This window comes from Caballeronia sp. DA-9, from assembly GCF_051615025.1.
GTDB lineage: Bacteria > Pseudomonadota > Gammaproteobacteria > Burkholderiales > Burkholderiaceae > Caballeronia > Caballeronia sordidicola.
This window is the reverse complement of sequence record NZ_CP195133.1, coordinates 909,671-925,692: the sequence shown is the minus strand read 5'-3', so window position 1 is coordinate 925,692 and position 16,022 is coordinate 909,671. Positions and strand designations below refer to the sequence as shown.

Annotated in this window: 11 protein-coding genes; 7 read left to right on the top strand and 4 right to left on the bottom strand. The window is 62.6% G+C overall.

The window, feature by feature from the left end; translation table 11 throughout:
* Positions 1–10: 10 nt before the first annotated feature.
* Positions 11–2,317 (bottom strand): DNA translocase FtsK, encoded by a 2,307-nt coding sequence (locus ACRWA7_RS20365; protein WP_060856923.1) that lies wholly within the window; start codon positions 2,315–2,317, stop codon positions 11–13.
* A 340-nt stretch (positions 2,318–2,657) separates the two neighbouring features.
* Here ACRWA7_RS20365 and trxB point away from each other — a divergent pair, with 340 nt between their 5' ends.
* From trxB to ACRWA7_RS20335, 6 genes are all read left to right on the top strand, one after another.
* Complete coding sequence (gene trxB, locus ACRWA7_RS20360) at positions 2,658–3,653, top strand: thioredoxin-disulfide reductase (RefSeq protein WP_060856881.1); 996 nt, start codon at positions 2,658–2,660, stop codon at positions 3,651–3,653.
* 218 nt (positions 3,654–3,871) lie between these two features.
* Entirely contained in the window at positions 3,872–4,699 is an 828-nt protein-coding gene (locus tag ACRWA7_RS20355; protein ID WP_438396714.1) for a Smr/MutS family protein, read from the top strand.
* Positions 4,700–4,701: 2 nt separating this feature from the next.
* Complete coding sequence (locus ACRWA7_RS20350) at positions 4,702–5,322, top strand: trimeric intracellular cation channel family protein (protein WP_438396713.1); 621 nt, start codon at positions 4,702–4,704, stop codon at positions 5,320–5,322.
* Positions 5,323–5,540: 218 nt separating this feature from the next.
* Positions 5,541–6,194 carry a protein-L-isoaspartate O-methyltransferase family protein gene (locus tag ACRWA7_RS20345; RefSeq protein WP_438395736.1) on the top strand — a complete coding sequence of 218 codons (654 nt, stop codon included), beginning with the start codon at positions 5,541–5,543 and terminating at the stop codon, positions 6,192–6,194.
* Between the two features lie 141 nt (positions 6,195–6,335).
* Positions 6,336–6,659 carry a rhodanese-like domain-containing protein gene (locus ACRWA7_RS20340; protein ID WP_438395735.1) on the top strand — a complete coding sequence of 108 codons (324 nt, stop codon included), beginning with the start codon at positions 6,336–6,338 and terminating at the stop codon, positions 6,657–6,659.
* Between the two features lie 41 nt (positions 6,660–6,700).
* Complete coding sequence (locus tag ACRWA7_RS20335; protein ID WP_438395734.1) at positions 6,701–8,203, top strand: TolC family outer membrane protein; 1,503 nt, start codon at positions 6,701–6,703, stop codon at positions 8,201–8,203.
* Positions 8,204–8,274: 71 nt separating this feature from the next.
* On the opposite strand, the gene ACRWA7_RS20330 is transcribed toward ACRWA7_RS20335, so the two are convergent.
* Genes ACRWA7_RS20330 through hemC form a run of 3 tightly spaced genes read right to left on the bottom strand, consistent with a single transcriptional unit; the run spans position 8,275 to position 12,688 of the window.
* The gene (locus ACRWA7_RS20330) at positions 8,275–9,468 is read right to left on the bottom strand and encodes a heme biosynthesis protein HemY (protein WP_438396711.1); all 1,194 of its coding nucleotides are present in this window, start codon (positions 9,466–9,468) and stop codon (positions 8,275–8,277) included.
* Positions 9,468–11,669 (bottom strand): fused uroporphyrinogen-III synthase HemD/membrane protein HemX, encoded by a 2,202-nt coding sequence (hemDX, locus tag ACRWA7_RS20325; RefSeq protein WP_438395732.1) that lies wholly within the window; start codon positions 11,667–11,669, stop codon positions 9,468–9,470. Before hemDX ends, ACRWA7_RS20330 begins: the two co-directional genes overlap by 1 nt.
* Entirely contained in the window at positions 11,669–12,688 is a 1,020-nt protein-coding gene (gene hemC, locus ACRWA7_RS20320; RefSeq protein ID WP_438395730.1) for a hydroxymethylbilane synthase, read from the bottom strand. The genes hemDX and hemC overlap by 1 nt, the downstream gene beginning before the upstream one ends.
* Positions 12,689–13,034: 346 nt before the next feature.
* Here hemC and ppc point away from each other — a divergent pair, with 346 nt between their 5' ends.
* Entirely contained in the window at positions 13,035–16,019 is a 2,985-nt protein-coding gene (gene ppc, locus ACRWA7_RS20315; protein WP_438395728.1) for a phosphoenolpyruvate carboxylase, read from the top strand.
* Positions 16,020–16,022 lie beyond the last annotated feature (3 nt).

Below are 16,022 nucleotides of genomic sequence, written 5' to 3'. Positions count from 1 at the left end.
CTCCAGAAACCTATTCTGCTTCACGCGCGGGCGTGAGAATTTCGCGATTGCCGTTCGAAGACATGCTTGAAACCAGGCCCGAATTCTCCATTTGCTCGAGCAACCGCGCTGCACGGTTATAACCGATCCGCAGGTGCCGCTGCACGAGCGAGATGGATGCACGCTTGTTCTTGATCACAATCTCGACGGCCTGATCGTAGAGCGGATCGGCTTCGCCGTCGCCGCCACCGGACGCGCCCGGCGCGCCTTCTTCACCGTCCCCGGCCACGCCGCCCTCAAGAATGCCCTCAATGTAATTCGGCTCGCCCTGCTCCTTCAGCTTGTTCACCACGCGGTGCACTTCTTCGTCCGATACAAACGCGCCATGCACGCGCACCGGCAAGCCGGAACCTGGCGGCAGATAAAGCATGTCGCCCATGCCGAGCAGCGACTCGGCGCCCTGCTGGTCGAGAATGGTCCGCGAGTCGATCTTCGATGACACCTGGAACGCCATGCGCGTAGGCACGTTCGCCTTGATCAAGCCGGTAATCACGTCCACCGATGGCCGCTGCGTGGCGAGAATCAGGTGAATGCCGGCAGCGCGCGCCTTTTGCGCAATCCGCGCAATCAGCTCTTCCACCTTCTTGCCGACGACCATCATCAGGTCGGCCAGTTCGTCGATCACGACCACGATGGTCGGCAAGCGGTTCAGCGGTTCGGGTTCATCCGGCGTCAGGCTGAACGGGTTGGGAATCTTCTCGTCGCGCTTCGCGGCTTCGTCGATCTTGTTGTTGAAGCCTGCCAGATTACGCACGCCCATCTTGCTCATGAGCTTGTAACGGCGTTCCATCTCGGCCACGGCCCAGTTCAGCGCGTGACCGGCCTGCCGCATGTCGGTGACGACCGGGCAAAGCAGATGTGGAATGCCTTCGTAGACGCTCATTTCAAGCATCTTCGGATCGATGAGGATCATGCGCACTTCGTCGGCCGTGGCCTTGTACAACAACGACAGGATCATCGCGTTGATACCCACCGATTTGCCCGAGCCGGTCGTGCCGGCCACCAGCAAGTGCGGCATTTTCGCGAGATCCGCGCACACCGGTTTGCCGCCAATATCCTTGCCGAGACCCATGGTCAAAGGCGAAGCGGCATCGGCATAAACCTGCGAGCCGAGAATCTCGGACAGACGCACGGTCTGGCGGCGCTGGTTCGGCAACTCCAGCGCCATGAAATTCTTGCCCGGAATCGTCTCGACCACGCGGATGGAAACCAGCGAAAGCGAGCGCGCCAGATCCTTTGCCAGCCCCACGATCTGCGACCCTTTGACGCCCGTGGCAGGTTCGATTTCGTAACGCGTCACGACCGGTCCCGGATACGCGGCGACCACGGCCACTTCCACGCCGAAGTCCTTGAGTTTTTTCTCGATCAGGCGGGACGTGTATTCGAGCGTATCGGCGGAAATGGTCTCCTTGACTTCGGGCGCGGCGTCGAGCAATGCCAGCGGCGGCAGCGTGGAGTCGCCGGGAAGATCGGTGAAAAGCGGCACCTGCTTTTCCTTTTCCACCCGCGCCGACTTCACTGGCGCGGCCGGCGGCACGATCATGACCGGTTCCTGCTCTTCAATCTTGACGCGGCCCCGTACCACCTTGCCTTCGCGTTTTTCGGCCGCCGCTTCGCCGAGCTTGCGGTCACGCCCTGCTTCGCGGCGCAGTCTTGCGCCCGTAATGGTGGCCATGATGCCGTCGCCGGTTTTTTCGCAGACGGAAAGCCAGGAGAAGTTGAAATAGAGCGACAAGCCGATGGCCAGAGCAATCAACAGGATCAGCGTCGCGCCGGTAAAGCCGAACGCGTGGGAAACGGCATGCGCCACGGCCTCGCCGACCACGCCGCCCGGTGCGCGCGGCACCTGCACCTTGAGCGACCACATGCGCAACGCTTCAATACCGTCGCTTGCCAGCAGCACCAGCACGAAAGCGAAGGCCTCGGCAAGCCACGTGCGGTCTTTCAGCGGTTGCTCGGCCGGCGTCTCGTGATTGGTGATCCGCCGGTAATTGGCGATGATCCGCCGCGCTAGCAGCACGACCCACCAATATGCGGAAAGGCCGAAGAGCAGCAGAAGGATGTCCGCCGTCCACGCGCCCACCCGCCCCGCCCAGTTGGCGATTTGGTCGACCTGCGCGGCGTGGGTCCAGCTCGGATCGTGGCGGCTGTAGCTCACGAGCGCCATGAGCAGGAACACGCCGAGCGCGACCTGCAGGATCCATCGAATCTCGGTAAAAAGGCGCGACATGCGGTGAGGCAACGCCTGCGCACTTGCAGAATAGGTAGCTTTTGCCATTGATCCGTAAGGCTTTTGGCCCACCATGAATCTCACGGCGAGCCGACAGGGTTAAGGACGCATTGTAAACGCTGCGTTGCGATGATCGAGCAAAAATGGACCACGGTTTCACCCTGTAACAGCCGCGTTACACGCCGGACGTGCCAGCGCACCCTATGGCCGCCATTGAAAGGATCACTCGGCGGCGCTTGTTGACACTCTTTATAATGGCGAACTCGCACCTAAATACAGGTCAACGGCATTAGTGCGCCGCCGGCACAGTTCCTGGCCGCCCGCGCCTTCTGCGAAATAAACCGTCTGATCGCCCGGCGGTTTGGCCCTAACCAAACGGATTGCTCTCATGTCTTCGCCCAAACACGCAAAAGTGCTGATTCTCGGCTCCGGTCCTGCTGGCTATTCCGCCGCTGTCTACGCGGCGCGCGCCAACCTGTCGCCCTTGCTCATCACGGGTCTGGCGCAAGGCGGTCAGCTCATGACCACGACCGACGTGGAGAACTGGCCCGGCGATCCGTTGGGCGTGCAAGGTCCGGAACTGATGCAGCGCATGCTGGAACATGCCGAGCGTTTCAACACGGAAATTGTGTTCGATCACATCCACACTGCCAAGCTGACCGAACGGCCAATCCGCCTGATCGGCGACTCGGGCGAGTACACGTGCGACTCGCTGATCATCGCGACGGGTGCATCGGCGCAATATCTGGGCGTGCCGTCGGAAGAAGCGTTCATGGGCAAAGGCGTGTCGGCGTGCGCCACCTGCGACGGATTCTTCTACAAGAACGGCGAAGTGGCCGTGATCGGCGGCGGCAATACAGCCGTGGAAGAAGCGCTGTATCTGGCGGGTATCGCGAAGAAAGTGACGGTGGTTCATCGCCGGGACAAATTCCGCGCCGAGCCGATCCTGATCGACCGCCTGCTCGCGAAGGAAAAAGAAGGCGTGGTGGATATCAAGTGGAATCACGTCCTCGACGAAGTCAAGGGCGACGCAAGCGGCGTGACCGGCCTGCAAATCAAGTGCACGGAAACAGGCACGGTCAGCGAAGTGCCGCTGCAAGGCGTGTTCGTCGCGATCGGCCACAAGCCGAACACGGACCTGTTCGCGGGCCAACTGGAAATGAAGAACGGCTACATCATCACGAACGGCGGCCTGCAGGGCAATGCGACGGGCACGAGCATAGACGGCGTGTTTGCCGCTGGTGACGTGCAGGATCACATTTATCGCCAGGCCATTACGAGCGCCGGAACGGGCTGCATGGCCGCGCTCGACGCGCAGCGCTATCTTGAAAGCATCCACGAGAACCCCGCCGTCCGGTCGATGAGCGCCGAAGCCGAGAGATAAGCCGCGGGAACTGTTGCGCTAGTGGTTTGAAGCATCAGATATGGTCAAACGCCGGTCGCGATCCTTTGGAATCGACCGGCGTTTCCGTTTCAGGCGCGGCAAAAATCGCGTGGACGCATCTTCATGCGCGTCCTTTTCCCGCGCTCCCATGTTAAAAAGGCTTTCCGGAAAGCGCCGTGAACCAAGGCGCGCCGCCGCGCATTTTCTTCTGCCTTCCAATGCCCAAGAACCTGCCCCATCCGAACGAACCCCGGCCCAAGCGCCCGCGCGAGATCGCGCCGGGCGCAGCCGCGGCATCGAGAAAAGCGCCGCCGACACAAGAAGAACTGTCGGCAGCGCTCAAACGCGATGGTCTCGCCGGGCTCGGCGCGCTGCGCGAATCGCTTGAGGCGCAGGCGGCGGTGCGCAAGTCCCAGCGCAAGGCCGCGATGACGGCGGAGCGCGAAGCACTCGCCGACGCCGACGTGTTCCGCCGCGCTATCGGCGAGGTCGAGCCGCTGAAGGCGCCGCCCCGCATGGCGCTGCCGCGCGTGCCGCCTTCGCCCTTGCCGCTGCAGACGCGCCTTGACGAAGAAGCCGTGCTGCACGAGGCGCTCTCGGACGAATACGATCCCGAAAGCCTGCTCGATACCGACGACTCGCTCTCCTATTGCCGCCACGGCGTTCGCGAGGAAGTGGTGCGAAAGCTCCGGCGCGGCGCGTGGATCGTGCAGGCGCAACTCGACCTGCATGGCATGCGACGCGAGGAAGCACGCGAGGCGTTGTCGGAGTTCATCCGGGAATCGGCGAAACGCGGTCTGCGCTGCCTGCGCGTGATTCACGGCAAAGGGCTGGGTTCGATCGGCCGCGAACCGGTGCTCAAAGGCAAGGTTCGCGCGTGGCTCGTGCAGAAAGAGGAAGTGATCGCGTTTTGCCAGGCGCGGCCGCACGATGGCGGCGCGGGCGCCGTACTTGTGCTGCTGAAGCCGGCCGGCTCGCCGCATCATCATGGACATCCGCAAGACCGGGACGCCCGCAGTCATCGCGATCAGCGAAAGAGGCCTTGAAGGTGCATCCCCGGCTTACCCTGGCAATCGCCATCATGGAGGGACTCGCAATCTTCGCGTATGCAATATCGGGGTTGATCGAAGCGAGAAAACGCCGGCTGGACGCGGTCGGCGCCTTTCTGGTTGCGCTCGCGACGGCATTTGGCGGCGGCACCGTGCGCGATGTCCTGCTCTCGCGCCGGCCGTTTTACTGGGTCGAGCACCAGGATTATGTGATCGTCATTTTCGCGTTGGCGCTCACGGCGCCCATGTTCCTGCGCCTGACGACCCGCCTGTTCGATCAGCGGGCATTGCTGGTCGCGGACGCAATCGGCCTTGGTTTGTTCAGCATTTCGGGCACGTCGATCGCACTCGATGCACAAATGCCTGCGTTCACCGCGGCCTTGATGGGCGTGGTGACGGGCGTTTTCGGCGGCATCATACGGGACGTGCTGTGCAACGAAGTTCCGCTGATCCTGCGCGACTCTCGGCCTTATGCCGTATGCGCGTTCGCGGGTTGCTGGCTGTATCTCGGGCTCGATTCCATGGGCGTGCTGGGCGTCTACAACGTGCTGCTATCGACTGCGTTCATTCTTGTCGCAAGGCTGGTGACGCTCGTGCTGGACGTACGGCTGCCGCATTAGGGCTTTAAAGCCGGATTCAACTCGCGCTTGAATGTCGGCCAAATGACTAACGCTTGCCGCCGCAACGTCCAGCACTTGTTGATTTGCTACAATCCAACTTCGATTTTCGGCTTACTTACAGTACTAAGCGCAGAAATAAGCACGGCATTACGCGGTGTCATTGCGTACGTCACCAAGTCAACTCCACCCTCAACGGTCGATCGACCCGCAGACTGAACATGAACATCGAGCAAGCGCGTTTCAACATGATCGAACAGCAAATCCGCCCCTGGGATGTGCTGGACCAGGACGTCCTGAACCTGCTGTCGATCGTCAAGCGTGAAAATTTCGTCCCCGCTGCGTATCGCAACATTGCGTTCGCGGATCTCGAGATTCCGCTGCCGGCTGGCCAGCACATGCTGTTTCCACGCGTCGAAGCGCGTGTATTGCAAGAGCTGGCTGTGAAAAAGCATGAGATCGTGCTCGAAATCGGCGCGGGTTCGGGTTACATGGCAGCGCTGCTCGCCGCGCGCGGCCGCTCGGTGACAACCGTTGAGATTGAACCGGAACTCGCCAAGCTCGCCGAAGACAATCTGGCGGCCAACGGTGTGTCGAATGCACAGGTTGCGCTGGGCGATGGCGCACGCGGCTGGAACCAGGGCGAAACCTACGACATCATTTGCGTGTCGGGCGGTTTGCCAGTCATGCCGCAGGAATTTCTCGATCAACTGAAGATCGGCGGCCGGCTGGCGGCGTTCGTTGGCGGCGCGCCGGTCATGAAAGCGCAGATCATCACGCGTGTTGACGAAAAGCAATTCCGCGTGGCCGATATCTTTGAAACGCTGATCGCGCCGCTCAAGAACGCGGTGCAACCTTCGCGCTTCAAGTTCTGAGTTGTCCGGGAGCGCGTTTTATGAATGCACGCGCTCCCGGTCCCATGCCTTAACTTGCTAAACCTTACGTGACACGTTTGTGCCGGCGGCACAGGCGAGCTGACCTGCTCTCCGACTGCTTGCCCTTTTCACCGGAATCCCATGCAAAATCTGTCCGCACCCGAACTGGCCGAATGGCTCGCCGATTCATCGCGCCCCGCTCCTGTCCTGCTCGACGTCCGCGAACCGTGGGAACTTGAAACGGCCAGGCTGGCCAACATTGTCGCCATTCCGATGCGCGACATCCCTGCCCGCAGTGAAGAACTGGACGACGAAGCGCAGATCGTCTGCATCTGCCATCACGGCGCCCGCAGCGCGCAAGTGGGCATGTTCCTGGAGTCACGCGGCTTTACGCAGGTGTTCAACCTGTTCGGCGGTATCGATGCATGGTCGAAGCAAGTCGATCCAGCCGTGCCAACGTACTGATTCGCCGTTCCTTCAGCCTTTTTAGTCACCACGGAATCTCCATGCGGCCGATGTTCGCGCTGGCGCTGTCCAGCATCAGCGCCGGGCTGGCGTGCTCGCCCGCAATGGCAGTCGGTCTCGACCAGCTCTACGACGAAGCGCTCAATACGGACGCGCAGCTTCAAGGCGCGCGCGCCAGTCTCACCGCCGACAGTGAACAGCTGCCGCAGGCGCGGGCAAAACTGTTGCCGCAACTGTCGGCATCGTTGTCCGCCAATGAGCAGCGCACCGAGTTCGGCGGCGGTTTTCCGGCATCGAACGGCAACAGCAACGGCTTTGTTGTTTCGCTGACTCAACCGCTCATCAACGTCGCAAGCTGGCAGGGCTACCAGCAAGGCCAGATCGCGCTGACATCGGCTCAGGCGCAGTTCGCGGCCGCGCGTCAGGATCTGATCGTGCGGCTCGGGCAGGCTTACTTCGACGCGCTTTCGGCCCAGGATAGTCTCGCGATCGTGCGCTCGCAGAAGGCATCGATTGCGCAGCAGCTCGAATCGGCGAAACATTCCTTCGACGCCGGCAGCGCCACCATCACCGATACCAACGAAGCCCAGGCCAAATACGATCAGGCCGTCTCGCAGGAGATTGCCGCGCAGAACGATCTCGATGTGAAACTGGCTGCGCTGGAGCAGATCGTCGGGCATCCGGTGACGCGCGTGGACGGCCTTGCTCGCGGCGTGACGCTGCCGCCGCCCGTTCCCGCCGACATGCAGCAGTGGGTTGACGCCGCGCGCGATGCCAACTATGACGTCGTGCTCAAGCAACTGGCTGTATCGAATGCTCAGCGTGAGACATTGAAGGCGAAAGCCGGTCACTATCCGTCGCTCGATCTTGTCGCAAGCTATTCCAAGAGCAGTCTGGGCGCTGCGGGCGCGGGCAACTTCGGCGGAAATTTCGGCGGCGGTTTTGGCAGCGGCGCGGGCACCATTGGTCCGGGCATCCCGGCGGCGGCGGCCGAACTGGGCAATTTTGGCGCTTACTACAGCAACGCAACGGTCGGCGTTCAGCTCACCATTCCGCTTTATGAGGGCGGCGCGACGCAAAGCCGCGTGCGGCAAACGCTCGCGCTCGAAGACAAGTCGCAAGCCGACCTGGACCAAGCCCGGCGCTCGGCTGCGTTATCGGCGCGACAGGCATTTTTGGGGGTATCGAGCGGACTTGCTCAGGTTCGCGCGCTCGAAACCGCCGAACGGTCGGCGCGTACGTCGCTTGAGTCGAACTTGCTTGGCTATCAGGTCGGCGTGCGCATCAATATCGACGTGCTCAACGCGCAGGATCAGCTTTTTTCGGCACGCCGCGATCTCGCAAAAGCGCGTTACGACACGCTGATCAATTCGCTGAAATTGAAGGCGTCCACAGCAAGTCTCACCGACAGCGACGTGCTTTCGCTGAACTCGCTGCTCTCTCCGACCGACGACACCGCGCTCACAGCGCTGCCTGTGGTGCCAGCCGTGCCGCATCCGCGCACGGCGAATCCGGCAACTGGCCGGCGTTCCCTGCCTCAATAACCCGCAAGCAATAAAAAAACCGCGAGCCTTCGTGCACGAAGGAGCTCGCGTTTATTCGAAGCGTCAAAAACTCAGACCACGTTCATCGCCAGCGCGCTCTCACGATAATGCTGGCTCGCCTTTTCGCTATCGCCGAGTTGTTCATGCAAGCGGGCAAGCGCGCGATGCGTGCGGATCTTGAGCGGTTCGTTATCGGCGAGTTTCAAGGCCGATTCCAGGAATGCCTGCGCCTTGCCCCATAACTGCTGATGTAGACACAAACGGCCGAGCGTGAACAGCAGGTCGGCGTCTTCCGTGCGCTCCTTCTGCCACGCTTCGGCGCGCTGTATCAGCGGCAATGCGTCGCCCGGAGACGCGCAATCCGGATACCGGCGCAGCAAACGCGCGTCCCAATTATGGTTCAGCGCTTCCTCGACAATCTTGCGTGCGTCGTTGCGACGGTCCAGCGCGATCAGCAATTCGGCGGCAAGATCGGCCAGACGCGGCGACTGCCGTTCGACCGGAGACAACGACTGCCAGAACTCAAGCAGCGCATCCGGATTGTGCCGGCGGTCGCGCAGCAAATTCTCGGCGGCGACCTGACGCAAACGCACCGCGACCGCCGGATGCAGCGCCTCGCGTTTTTCCAGCGTCTTGACCAGTTTCAGCACTTCGCCCCAGTTCTTCAACTGCTGCTGCGCACGCAACGCGATCTGCTGCGCGTGCAACCGGCGGCCGCCCTGCGCCTGCATTTCGGTCAGTGCAACGAGCGCGCCGTCGGCGTCGCGGCCGTCGGCACGCATGTCTGCCGTGGCCATCAAGCGCGCATCCTGCCAGTCGCTGCCCGTCACCTTCGCGAGCCACTCGTCGCGGCGCGCGTACTCGTGCATTTCGTGTGCGGCTTTTGCACCGATCAGCCCGGCGGCGCCGACGTTTTCATCGACGGAGAGAGAATCGCGTGCGGACTTTTCCGCTTTCGAGAAACGTCCTGCGTACAAGTGGCCGATCGCATCGCGCAAGGACGCATTTGCCTTTGCAAGCCTCGAGCGCGTGCGATACGCCGACACGCGCTGCGGCATTTTCCACACGCTGCGGATGGCGCGCAGCACCGCGTACAGCACGATGAACGTCACCACCAGCGCCACCACGAACAGGTTGAGCGATACATCGACCCGATACGGCGGGATCACGAGCAGCACCTGGCCGCCGTCGAACACGCCGACCAGCGCGAGCGCCGCGGCGGCCGCGAACAGGAGCACAAACCAGATCAGTCCGCGCATTGTCATCATCCGCCTCGCTTGAACTGATGGACCGCCGCGAGACTCGCGTTCAGGTCGGGCACGGCCACGGCGGTGGATGCGTCGTTGACCTGCTTGATCAGATCGCGCACCGACTTGACCTTGCCCGATGACGCGTCGAAGTATCGGCCGAGCGCGGTATCGGCGGCGTTCAGGTCTGACTTGAGCGCAGGTTCGCTGCGCGACAACAGTGACAAGCGCGCCGACAACAAGCGCAGCTTCACGTTTTCGCGCACGAAATAGCCTTGATCCGGCGAGGCGAGCATGGCGTCGGCGTTATCGATTCGCCGCACCGACACCAGGCTCGACAACTGCTGCCCAATGCCGCCCGCGAGCTGCTGCAGCCACACCTTCCAGCGCGGCTGGTTGGTCGCGGCGGCAATGGCGGCGCTGTCGCCGGGGGTATCGGCGTGTGCGGTCGCGGGCACGATGGCCGCTTCGCCAGCGAGCGGCAGACGGTCGATCTGGTCGATGGCGGTATCGAGCTTGATGGCAAGGCCGGTCAGGTCGGTGGACGGCGTGGCGTGCAGCTTGTCCATGTCCTGCGCAATGGCCTTGCGGATCGTCACTATCTGCGGCCCCGTGGTCGCGGCAAGACGCGTGTCGGCGCTTTGCAGCGCGAAGAGTGCAAGCTGAACGTTGCCGGTGAGTTGCAATTGCTGGCTGGCGCTCGACAGGATCTGCTCGACTTCGGCGAGCGTCCAGTCGTCGCGATTGCTCGCGAGATCCTGATATTGCTGTTGCAGCGCCTGGCTTTGCGCCTGTGCGTCCGTGAGCTTGCCCTGGAACTGGATGATCTGCGTGTTGATGGCGTTGACCGAACTGGCGGCCTGATCGGCTTGCGCGCGCAGTGCGGCAGTTTGCGCGTCGTTGGCCTGCATGCGCTGCGCGAGTTGCGCATCCCGTTGATCGAACTTGCGGTTGAGCATGAAACCACCCACGCCCGCCACCACCACGATGATCACGAGCACGAGCCAGAGCAGCGCCGTGCCCGCGCCGCCGCGCCGCTGCTTAGGCGGCTGCGATTCATACGGCGTGAACGGCGTATTGGGCGGATTCGACGGCGCCGCCGACGCGGCGGACTTGGGATCGGACTTAGGATCAGGTTTAGAAGCAGCCTTGCTGGAATCGATCGAATCAGTCATGCGTGATTGAGCCGGTTGGTGAGCCGGCGCGGAGGCCGGCCTGGAATCCGTCGGCGCGGACTCCGGGTTGATTTTTTGACCGGACTGGCCGGGTGGCGTTGCCGCCGAGGCCGCGTATCCCTGTTCCTGGCGCTCAGAAACCTTTGCGTCCGGGACTGAAGCCGGGTTCAAGAGCGCACTGAACGCCTGCACGATGCGTTCGTCGCCGGCGCCGGACACCGTAATCCTATCAAAACCCGCCTGCCGCGCGGCTTCGGCAATACGCGGATGCGGCGTGACAAGCGGCACGTGCTTGAGCGTCAGGGTTTCGTCGGCGGTGAGATATTCGCGAGCCAGTTCTTCGAGGTTGCGCACGCCTTCCGAACTGGTGAGCAGCCACGCGTGCGGCTCGCCCGACAGCAGTTCGTGAATGCGCTCCCAGTCGCGCATGGACGGTTCCGGCACGATGCGCGTATACGCCGCCACTTTCTCCACGTTCGCGCCCGCATCAACAAGCGTATCCGCGAGCCATTCGCGGCCGCCGTCGCCACGTACTATCAGCACACGTTTGTTCTTGAGGCCATCGGGACCGAAATGCGACATGATCGCCGCGTACAGCGCCTCGGAATCGTAGCGGGGATCGGTCGGCGTTTCGGTGATCGTGGCGTCGGCGCCCGGACTGATGACCGTATAGGCCGGCGCAGCGATACCCTGGCGCGCGAGCGCGGCAACGCTTCCGGGTCCGACCACGCCAAGCGCAACGTGCGTGGGCCACGGCGCACTCAGCGCGGCAAACGCGTGCTGAATCGCGTTCGGCGACACAAATACAACGAGCGCGAATCCGAGTTCGGCAGGCGCGTAAAGCTCGCCCAGCGCGGCTTGAAGCGGGGCGGTATCGGCGGCCGGGCCTATGTCGATGAGCGGAAACTCGAACGGCGCGAAACCGGCGCGTTCGAGCATCGCGATTAATGCAATGGATTGGCCGGACGGACGCGTGATGACAACGGTCGATCGCCGCGTTGTCCCCTCGCCCGGTGATTGCGTCGAATCGTGAGCGCTCGCCATCAGTCGACGGGCGAAGCAGCAGGAGGAATGCGCGCGCCGCTCGCCGTGCTCAGCTCGCGGACGATGTCCATTGCGCCTTGCGCTTCGAGTTCCGCCGAAACGCGGGCGCCGAGGTCGAGCGCGGCTTGAACGTCAACATCGGCACCGGCGTCACCGCCGTTCGCCGAGCCTTCGGCGCGAAGTACGCGCGTTCCATCGACCGTCGATACACACCCGCGCAAGTGCAGCGCGCCGCCGCGCCATTCAGCGTAGGCGGCAAGCGGCACTTCGCAACTGCCGCCGAGCGAGCGCGAGACCATGCGCTCCGCTTCGACCGCCGCAGCGGTGGCCGCGTGATGCAAGGGCGCAAGCCACGCCGCAAGGTCTTCACGGCCCGCGCGAATCTCGATGCCAAGCGCGCCTTGTCCCGCCGCCGGCAAACTCGTTTCCGGCGACAAATACGCGCGAATCCGCGCTTCAAGCCCGAGCCGGATCAGGCCGGCTGCCGCGAGAATGATCGCTGCATAATCGCCGCGATCGAGCTTGGCCAAACGGGTATCGAGATTGCCGCGCAACGGGCGCACGTCGAGATGAGGGAAATGCATGCGCAGCATGGCTTCGCGGCGCAGGCTCGAGGTTCCCACTATGCTGCCGTGAGGCAAATCGCCAAGCGACGCGAAATGCGACGAGACGAAGGCATCGCGGGAATCTTCGCGCTTGAGGATGGTGCTGAGCGTGAAGCCGTCGGGCAGTTCCATGGGCACGTCTTTCAGCGAATGCACGGCGAGGTCCGCGCGGCCGTCGGCGAGCGCCGCTTCGAGTTCCTTGACGAAGAGCCCTTTACCGCCGACCTTCGATAAGGTCCGGTCGAGAATCTGATCGCCGCGAGTCGTCAATCCGAGGATTTTGACGTCGCAAGATGGATATAATTTGTGCAGCGCAAACTGCACGTGCTCTGCCTGCCATATGGCTAGACGGCTCTCCCGCGAGGCGATGACCAAGGTACGGGGCGGTGGCGTGGAAGGCGTCTCGGAGTTCATTGCGGGTCAATCGAATGACGGGATGGATAACAAACAATGGTAGCACGCACGCCACAGCCCAATTACAGTCCGAGCCGCGCTGGCGCGACTGAGAGGCCCGGAGCGATGCGGCGGGACGGAGACAGCAGGGCACACGCCGCGGCATGCGGCACGCATCATGGTCGAAGCACGCATTCCCGGGTGCTGATACCGCTGATCGCCCTGGATTTCTCGAGTTTCAGCCGCAACGCCCAGTAACACTGCAAGAGCAGCTTGGCGGAGCACCCGGACGTCGTTTCATGCGCCCGTCCGCACGCTTCCATATTCAGTCTGTGGCTTTAAAGTTGGCTAACAAGAGGAATTCAACGTGACGTCTCCCGGATCGGCGCGCACTGCCCGCCCCCGCCGCAATGCGGCATCGAAGGATGAAGGTTCGTCCGTCAAGGCCATCGCGGCCAATGTATCGTCCGTCGCCAAAGCTTCGAAAACACGTGCTGCCGCCGTCAGGAAGCCCCTTGCGAATGGCGGCTCTGGCGCGCCCAAAACCGCATCGCGCACGCGCGACGACAAGGACCTGCCGCTCTTCGAAGACATCCGCTATCTCGGCCGCCTGCTCGGCGACGTGGTGCGCGAGCAGGAAGGCGACAAAGTGTTCGATGTCGTCGAATCGATTCGTCAGACGGCAGTCAAGTTTCGTCGCGAGGAAGACAGCGAGGCCTCGCAGGCGCTGGACAAGCGTCTGAAATCGCTTTCACCCGAACAGACGGTGAGCGTCGTGCGCGCGTTCAGCTATTTTTCGCATCTGGCGAATATCGCGGAAGACCGGCATCACAACCGGCGCCGGCGAATCCACGCGCTCGCGGGCTCCGCGCCGCAAGCCGGCACGATGGCGTATGCAATCGAGCGGTTGAAGGCGGCGCCGAATGCGTCAACGGCCAAGGCCACGCTGCAGAAGTTCTTCGACGATGCCCTGATCGTGCCCGTCCTGACCGCTCACCCGACCGAAGTTTCGCGCAAGAGCATTCTCGACGCGCAGCACGAGGTCGCGCGGCTGCTTGCCGAACGCGACCAGGAACTGACCGCGCGCGAACGTGCGCACAACGAGTCGATGCTGCGCGCCCGCGTCACGTCGCTCTGGCAAACGCGGATGTTGCGCGACGCCCGCCTGAGCGTTGCCGATGAAATCGAGAACGCGCTGTCGTATTACCGCGCGACATTCCTCGAGGAAATTCCTGCGCTTTACGCCGACATAGAAGCCGCGCTCGCCGAGCACGGCCTGCCCGCGCGGTTGCCAGCGTTCCTGCAAATGGGAAGCTGGATTGGCGGAGATCGCGACGGCAATCCGAACGTCACCGCGCCCACGCTTGTCCACGCCATCACGCGCCAGGCCACGGTGATCTTCGAACACTATCTGGAGCAGGTGCATAAGCTCGGCGCGGAATTATCGGTGTCGAACTTGCTGGCCGGCGCGAGCGACGCGCTCAAGAAACTCGCCGATGCCTCCCCGGATTCGTCGCCGCATCGTACCGACGAACCCTACCGGCGCGCGTTGATCGGCGTGTATGCCCGGCTCGTCGCGTCCGCCGACGAGCGTCTGGGCGCGGGCGTGGTTACGGCGCGCAGCCGTCATCCGGCGAAACCGTATGCATCGGCGACGGAATTTACTGCCGATCTCAACGTGCTGATCGAGTCGCTCGCCGCGCATCATGGCGAGTATTTGTCGGCGCCGCGCCTGTCACCTTTGGCGCGCGCGGCGGAAGTGTTCGGCTTCCATCTGGCGAGTATCGACTTGCGTCAGAGTTCGGACATTCATGAAGCGGTGATTGCAGAATTGCTGGCGCGCGCGGGCGTTCAGGACGATTACGCCGCGCTGCCCGAAGCCGACAAGATTGCGTTGCTGCTCAACGAACTGGCCCAGCCGCGACCGCTGCGGCTGCCCTATTTCGATTATTCGGACCTCGCCCGGAGTGAACTCGGCGTGCTGGAAGCGGCGCGCGTGGCGCGCGAGAAATTCGGCACGCGGGCCGTGCGCAACTACATTATTTCGCACACGGAAACCGTCAGCGACTTGCTGGAAGTCATGTTGCTGCAGAAGGAAACTGGTTTGCTGCAAGGGCGTCTTGGTCATGCCAAGGATCCGGCGCACAACGGCCTGATGGTGATTCCGCTGTTTGAAACCATCGCCGACCTGCGCAACGCGCCGCATATCATGGGCGATTTTTTTGCGCTGCCGGGCGTGAGCAAACTGGTCGAACTGCAAGGCGGCGAGCAGGAAGTCATGCTGGGTTATTCCGACAGCAACAAGGACGGCGGTTTTCTTACGTCGAACTGGGAGTTGTATCGGGCGGAACTGGCGCTGGTTGCGTTGTTCAGGCAGCACAAGACCACGCTGCGGCTCTTTCATGGCCGCGGAGGCACGGTCGGGCGCGGCGGTGGTCCGACGTATCAGGCGATCTTGTCGCAGCCGCCGGGTACCGTCGATGGCCAGATCCGCACGACCGAGCAAGGCGAAGTAATTGCCAGCAAGTTCGGCAATCCGGAAATCGGGCGGCGCAATCTGGAGCTTGTGGTTGCGGCCACGCTCGAGGCATCGCTTTTGCCGCACGAAAGCACGCCAGCCCAATTGCCCGCGTTCGAAGCGATCATGCAGACGCTGTCCGATTCGGCGATGGCCGCGTATCGCGCGCTCGTGTACGAGACGCCGGGGTTCAAGGAATACTTTTTCGAATCCACGCCGATTTCAGAGATTGCCGAACTGAACATTGGCAGCCGGCCGGCATCGCGGAAAATCCAGGACCCGAAGCAACGCAAGATCGAGGATCTGCGTGCCATTCCCTGGGGCTTCTCGTGGGGCCAATGCCGTCTGCTTCTTACCGGGTGGTATGGCTTTGGCAGCGCGGTGACGGATTTTCTAGACACCGCGCCCGACGCCGCCGAGCGCAACAAGCGGCTCGCCACGCTCAAGAAGATGCACAAGACCTGGCCGTTTTTCGCGAACCTGCTCTCGAACATGGACATGGTGCTGGCGAAGACGGACATTGCGGTGGCATCGCGCTATGCCCAGCTCGTCACCGATAAAAAGCTTCGCAAGCATGTGTTCGGCCGGATCGTGGCGGAATGGGAGCGGACGTCGAACGTGTTGTCGGAGATCACGGGGCACAGCGAACGGCTCGCGAATAACCCGCTGCTCGCGCGCTCGATCAAGAACCGGTTCCCGTATCTGGACCCGCTGAATCACTTGCAGGTGGAATTGCTCAAGCGGCACCGCGCGGGCGATGACAACGTGCGGCTGGGGCGCGGGATTCATTTGACCATTAACGGGATTGCGGCGGGGTTGCGTAACACGGGGTGATTC

What these genes read in the sequence shown, in the direction of transcription:
- ACRWA7_RS20345 (WP_438395736.1), top strand. Translation starts at nt 5,541, where the DNA reads ATGAACATCGAGCAAGCGCGTTTCAACATGATCGAACAGCAAATCCGC.
- hemDX (WP_438395732.1), bottom strand. Translation starts at nt 11,669, where the DNA reads ATGGCGAGCGCTCACGATTCGACGCAATCACCGGGCGAGGGGACAACG.
- ACRWA7_RS20330 (WP_438396711.1), bottom strand. Translation starts at nt 9,468, where the DNA reads ATGACAATGCGCGGACTGATCTGGTTTGTGCTCCTGTTCGCGGCCGCC.
- ACRWA7_RS20365 (WP_060856923.1), bottom strand. Translation starts at nt 2,317, where the DNA reads ATGGCAAAAGCTACCTATTCTGCAAGTGCGCAGGCGTTGCCTCACCGC.
- trxB (WP_060856881.1), top strand. Translation starts at nt 2,658, where the DNA reads ATGTCTTCGCCCAAACACGCAAAAGTGCTGATTCTCGGCTCCGGTCCT.
- ACRWA7_RS20355 (WP_438396714.1), top strand. Translation starts at nt 3,872, where the DNA reads ATGCCCAAGAACCTGCCCCATCCGAACGAACCCCGGCCCAAGCGCCCG.
- ACRWA7_RS20335 (WP_438395734.1), top strand. Translation starts at nt 6,701, where the DNA reads ATGCGGCCGATGTTCGCGCTGGCGCTGTCCAGCATCAGCGCCGGGCTG.
- hemC (WP_438395730.1), bottom strand. Translation starts at nt 12,688, where the DNA reads ATGAACTCCGAGACGCCTTCCACGCCACCGCCCCGTACCTTGGTCATC.
- ACRWA7_RS20340 (WP_438395735.1), top strand. Translation starts at nt 6,336, where the DNA reads ATGCAAAATCTGTCCGCACCCGAACTGGCCGAATGGCTCGCCGATTCA.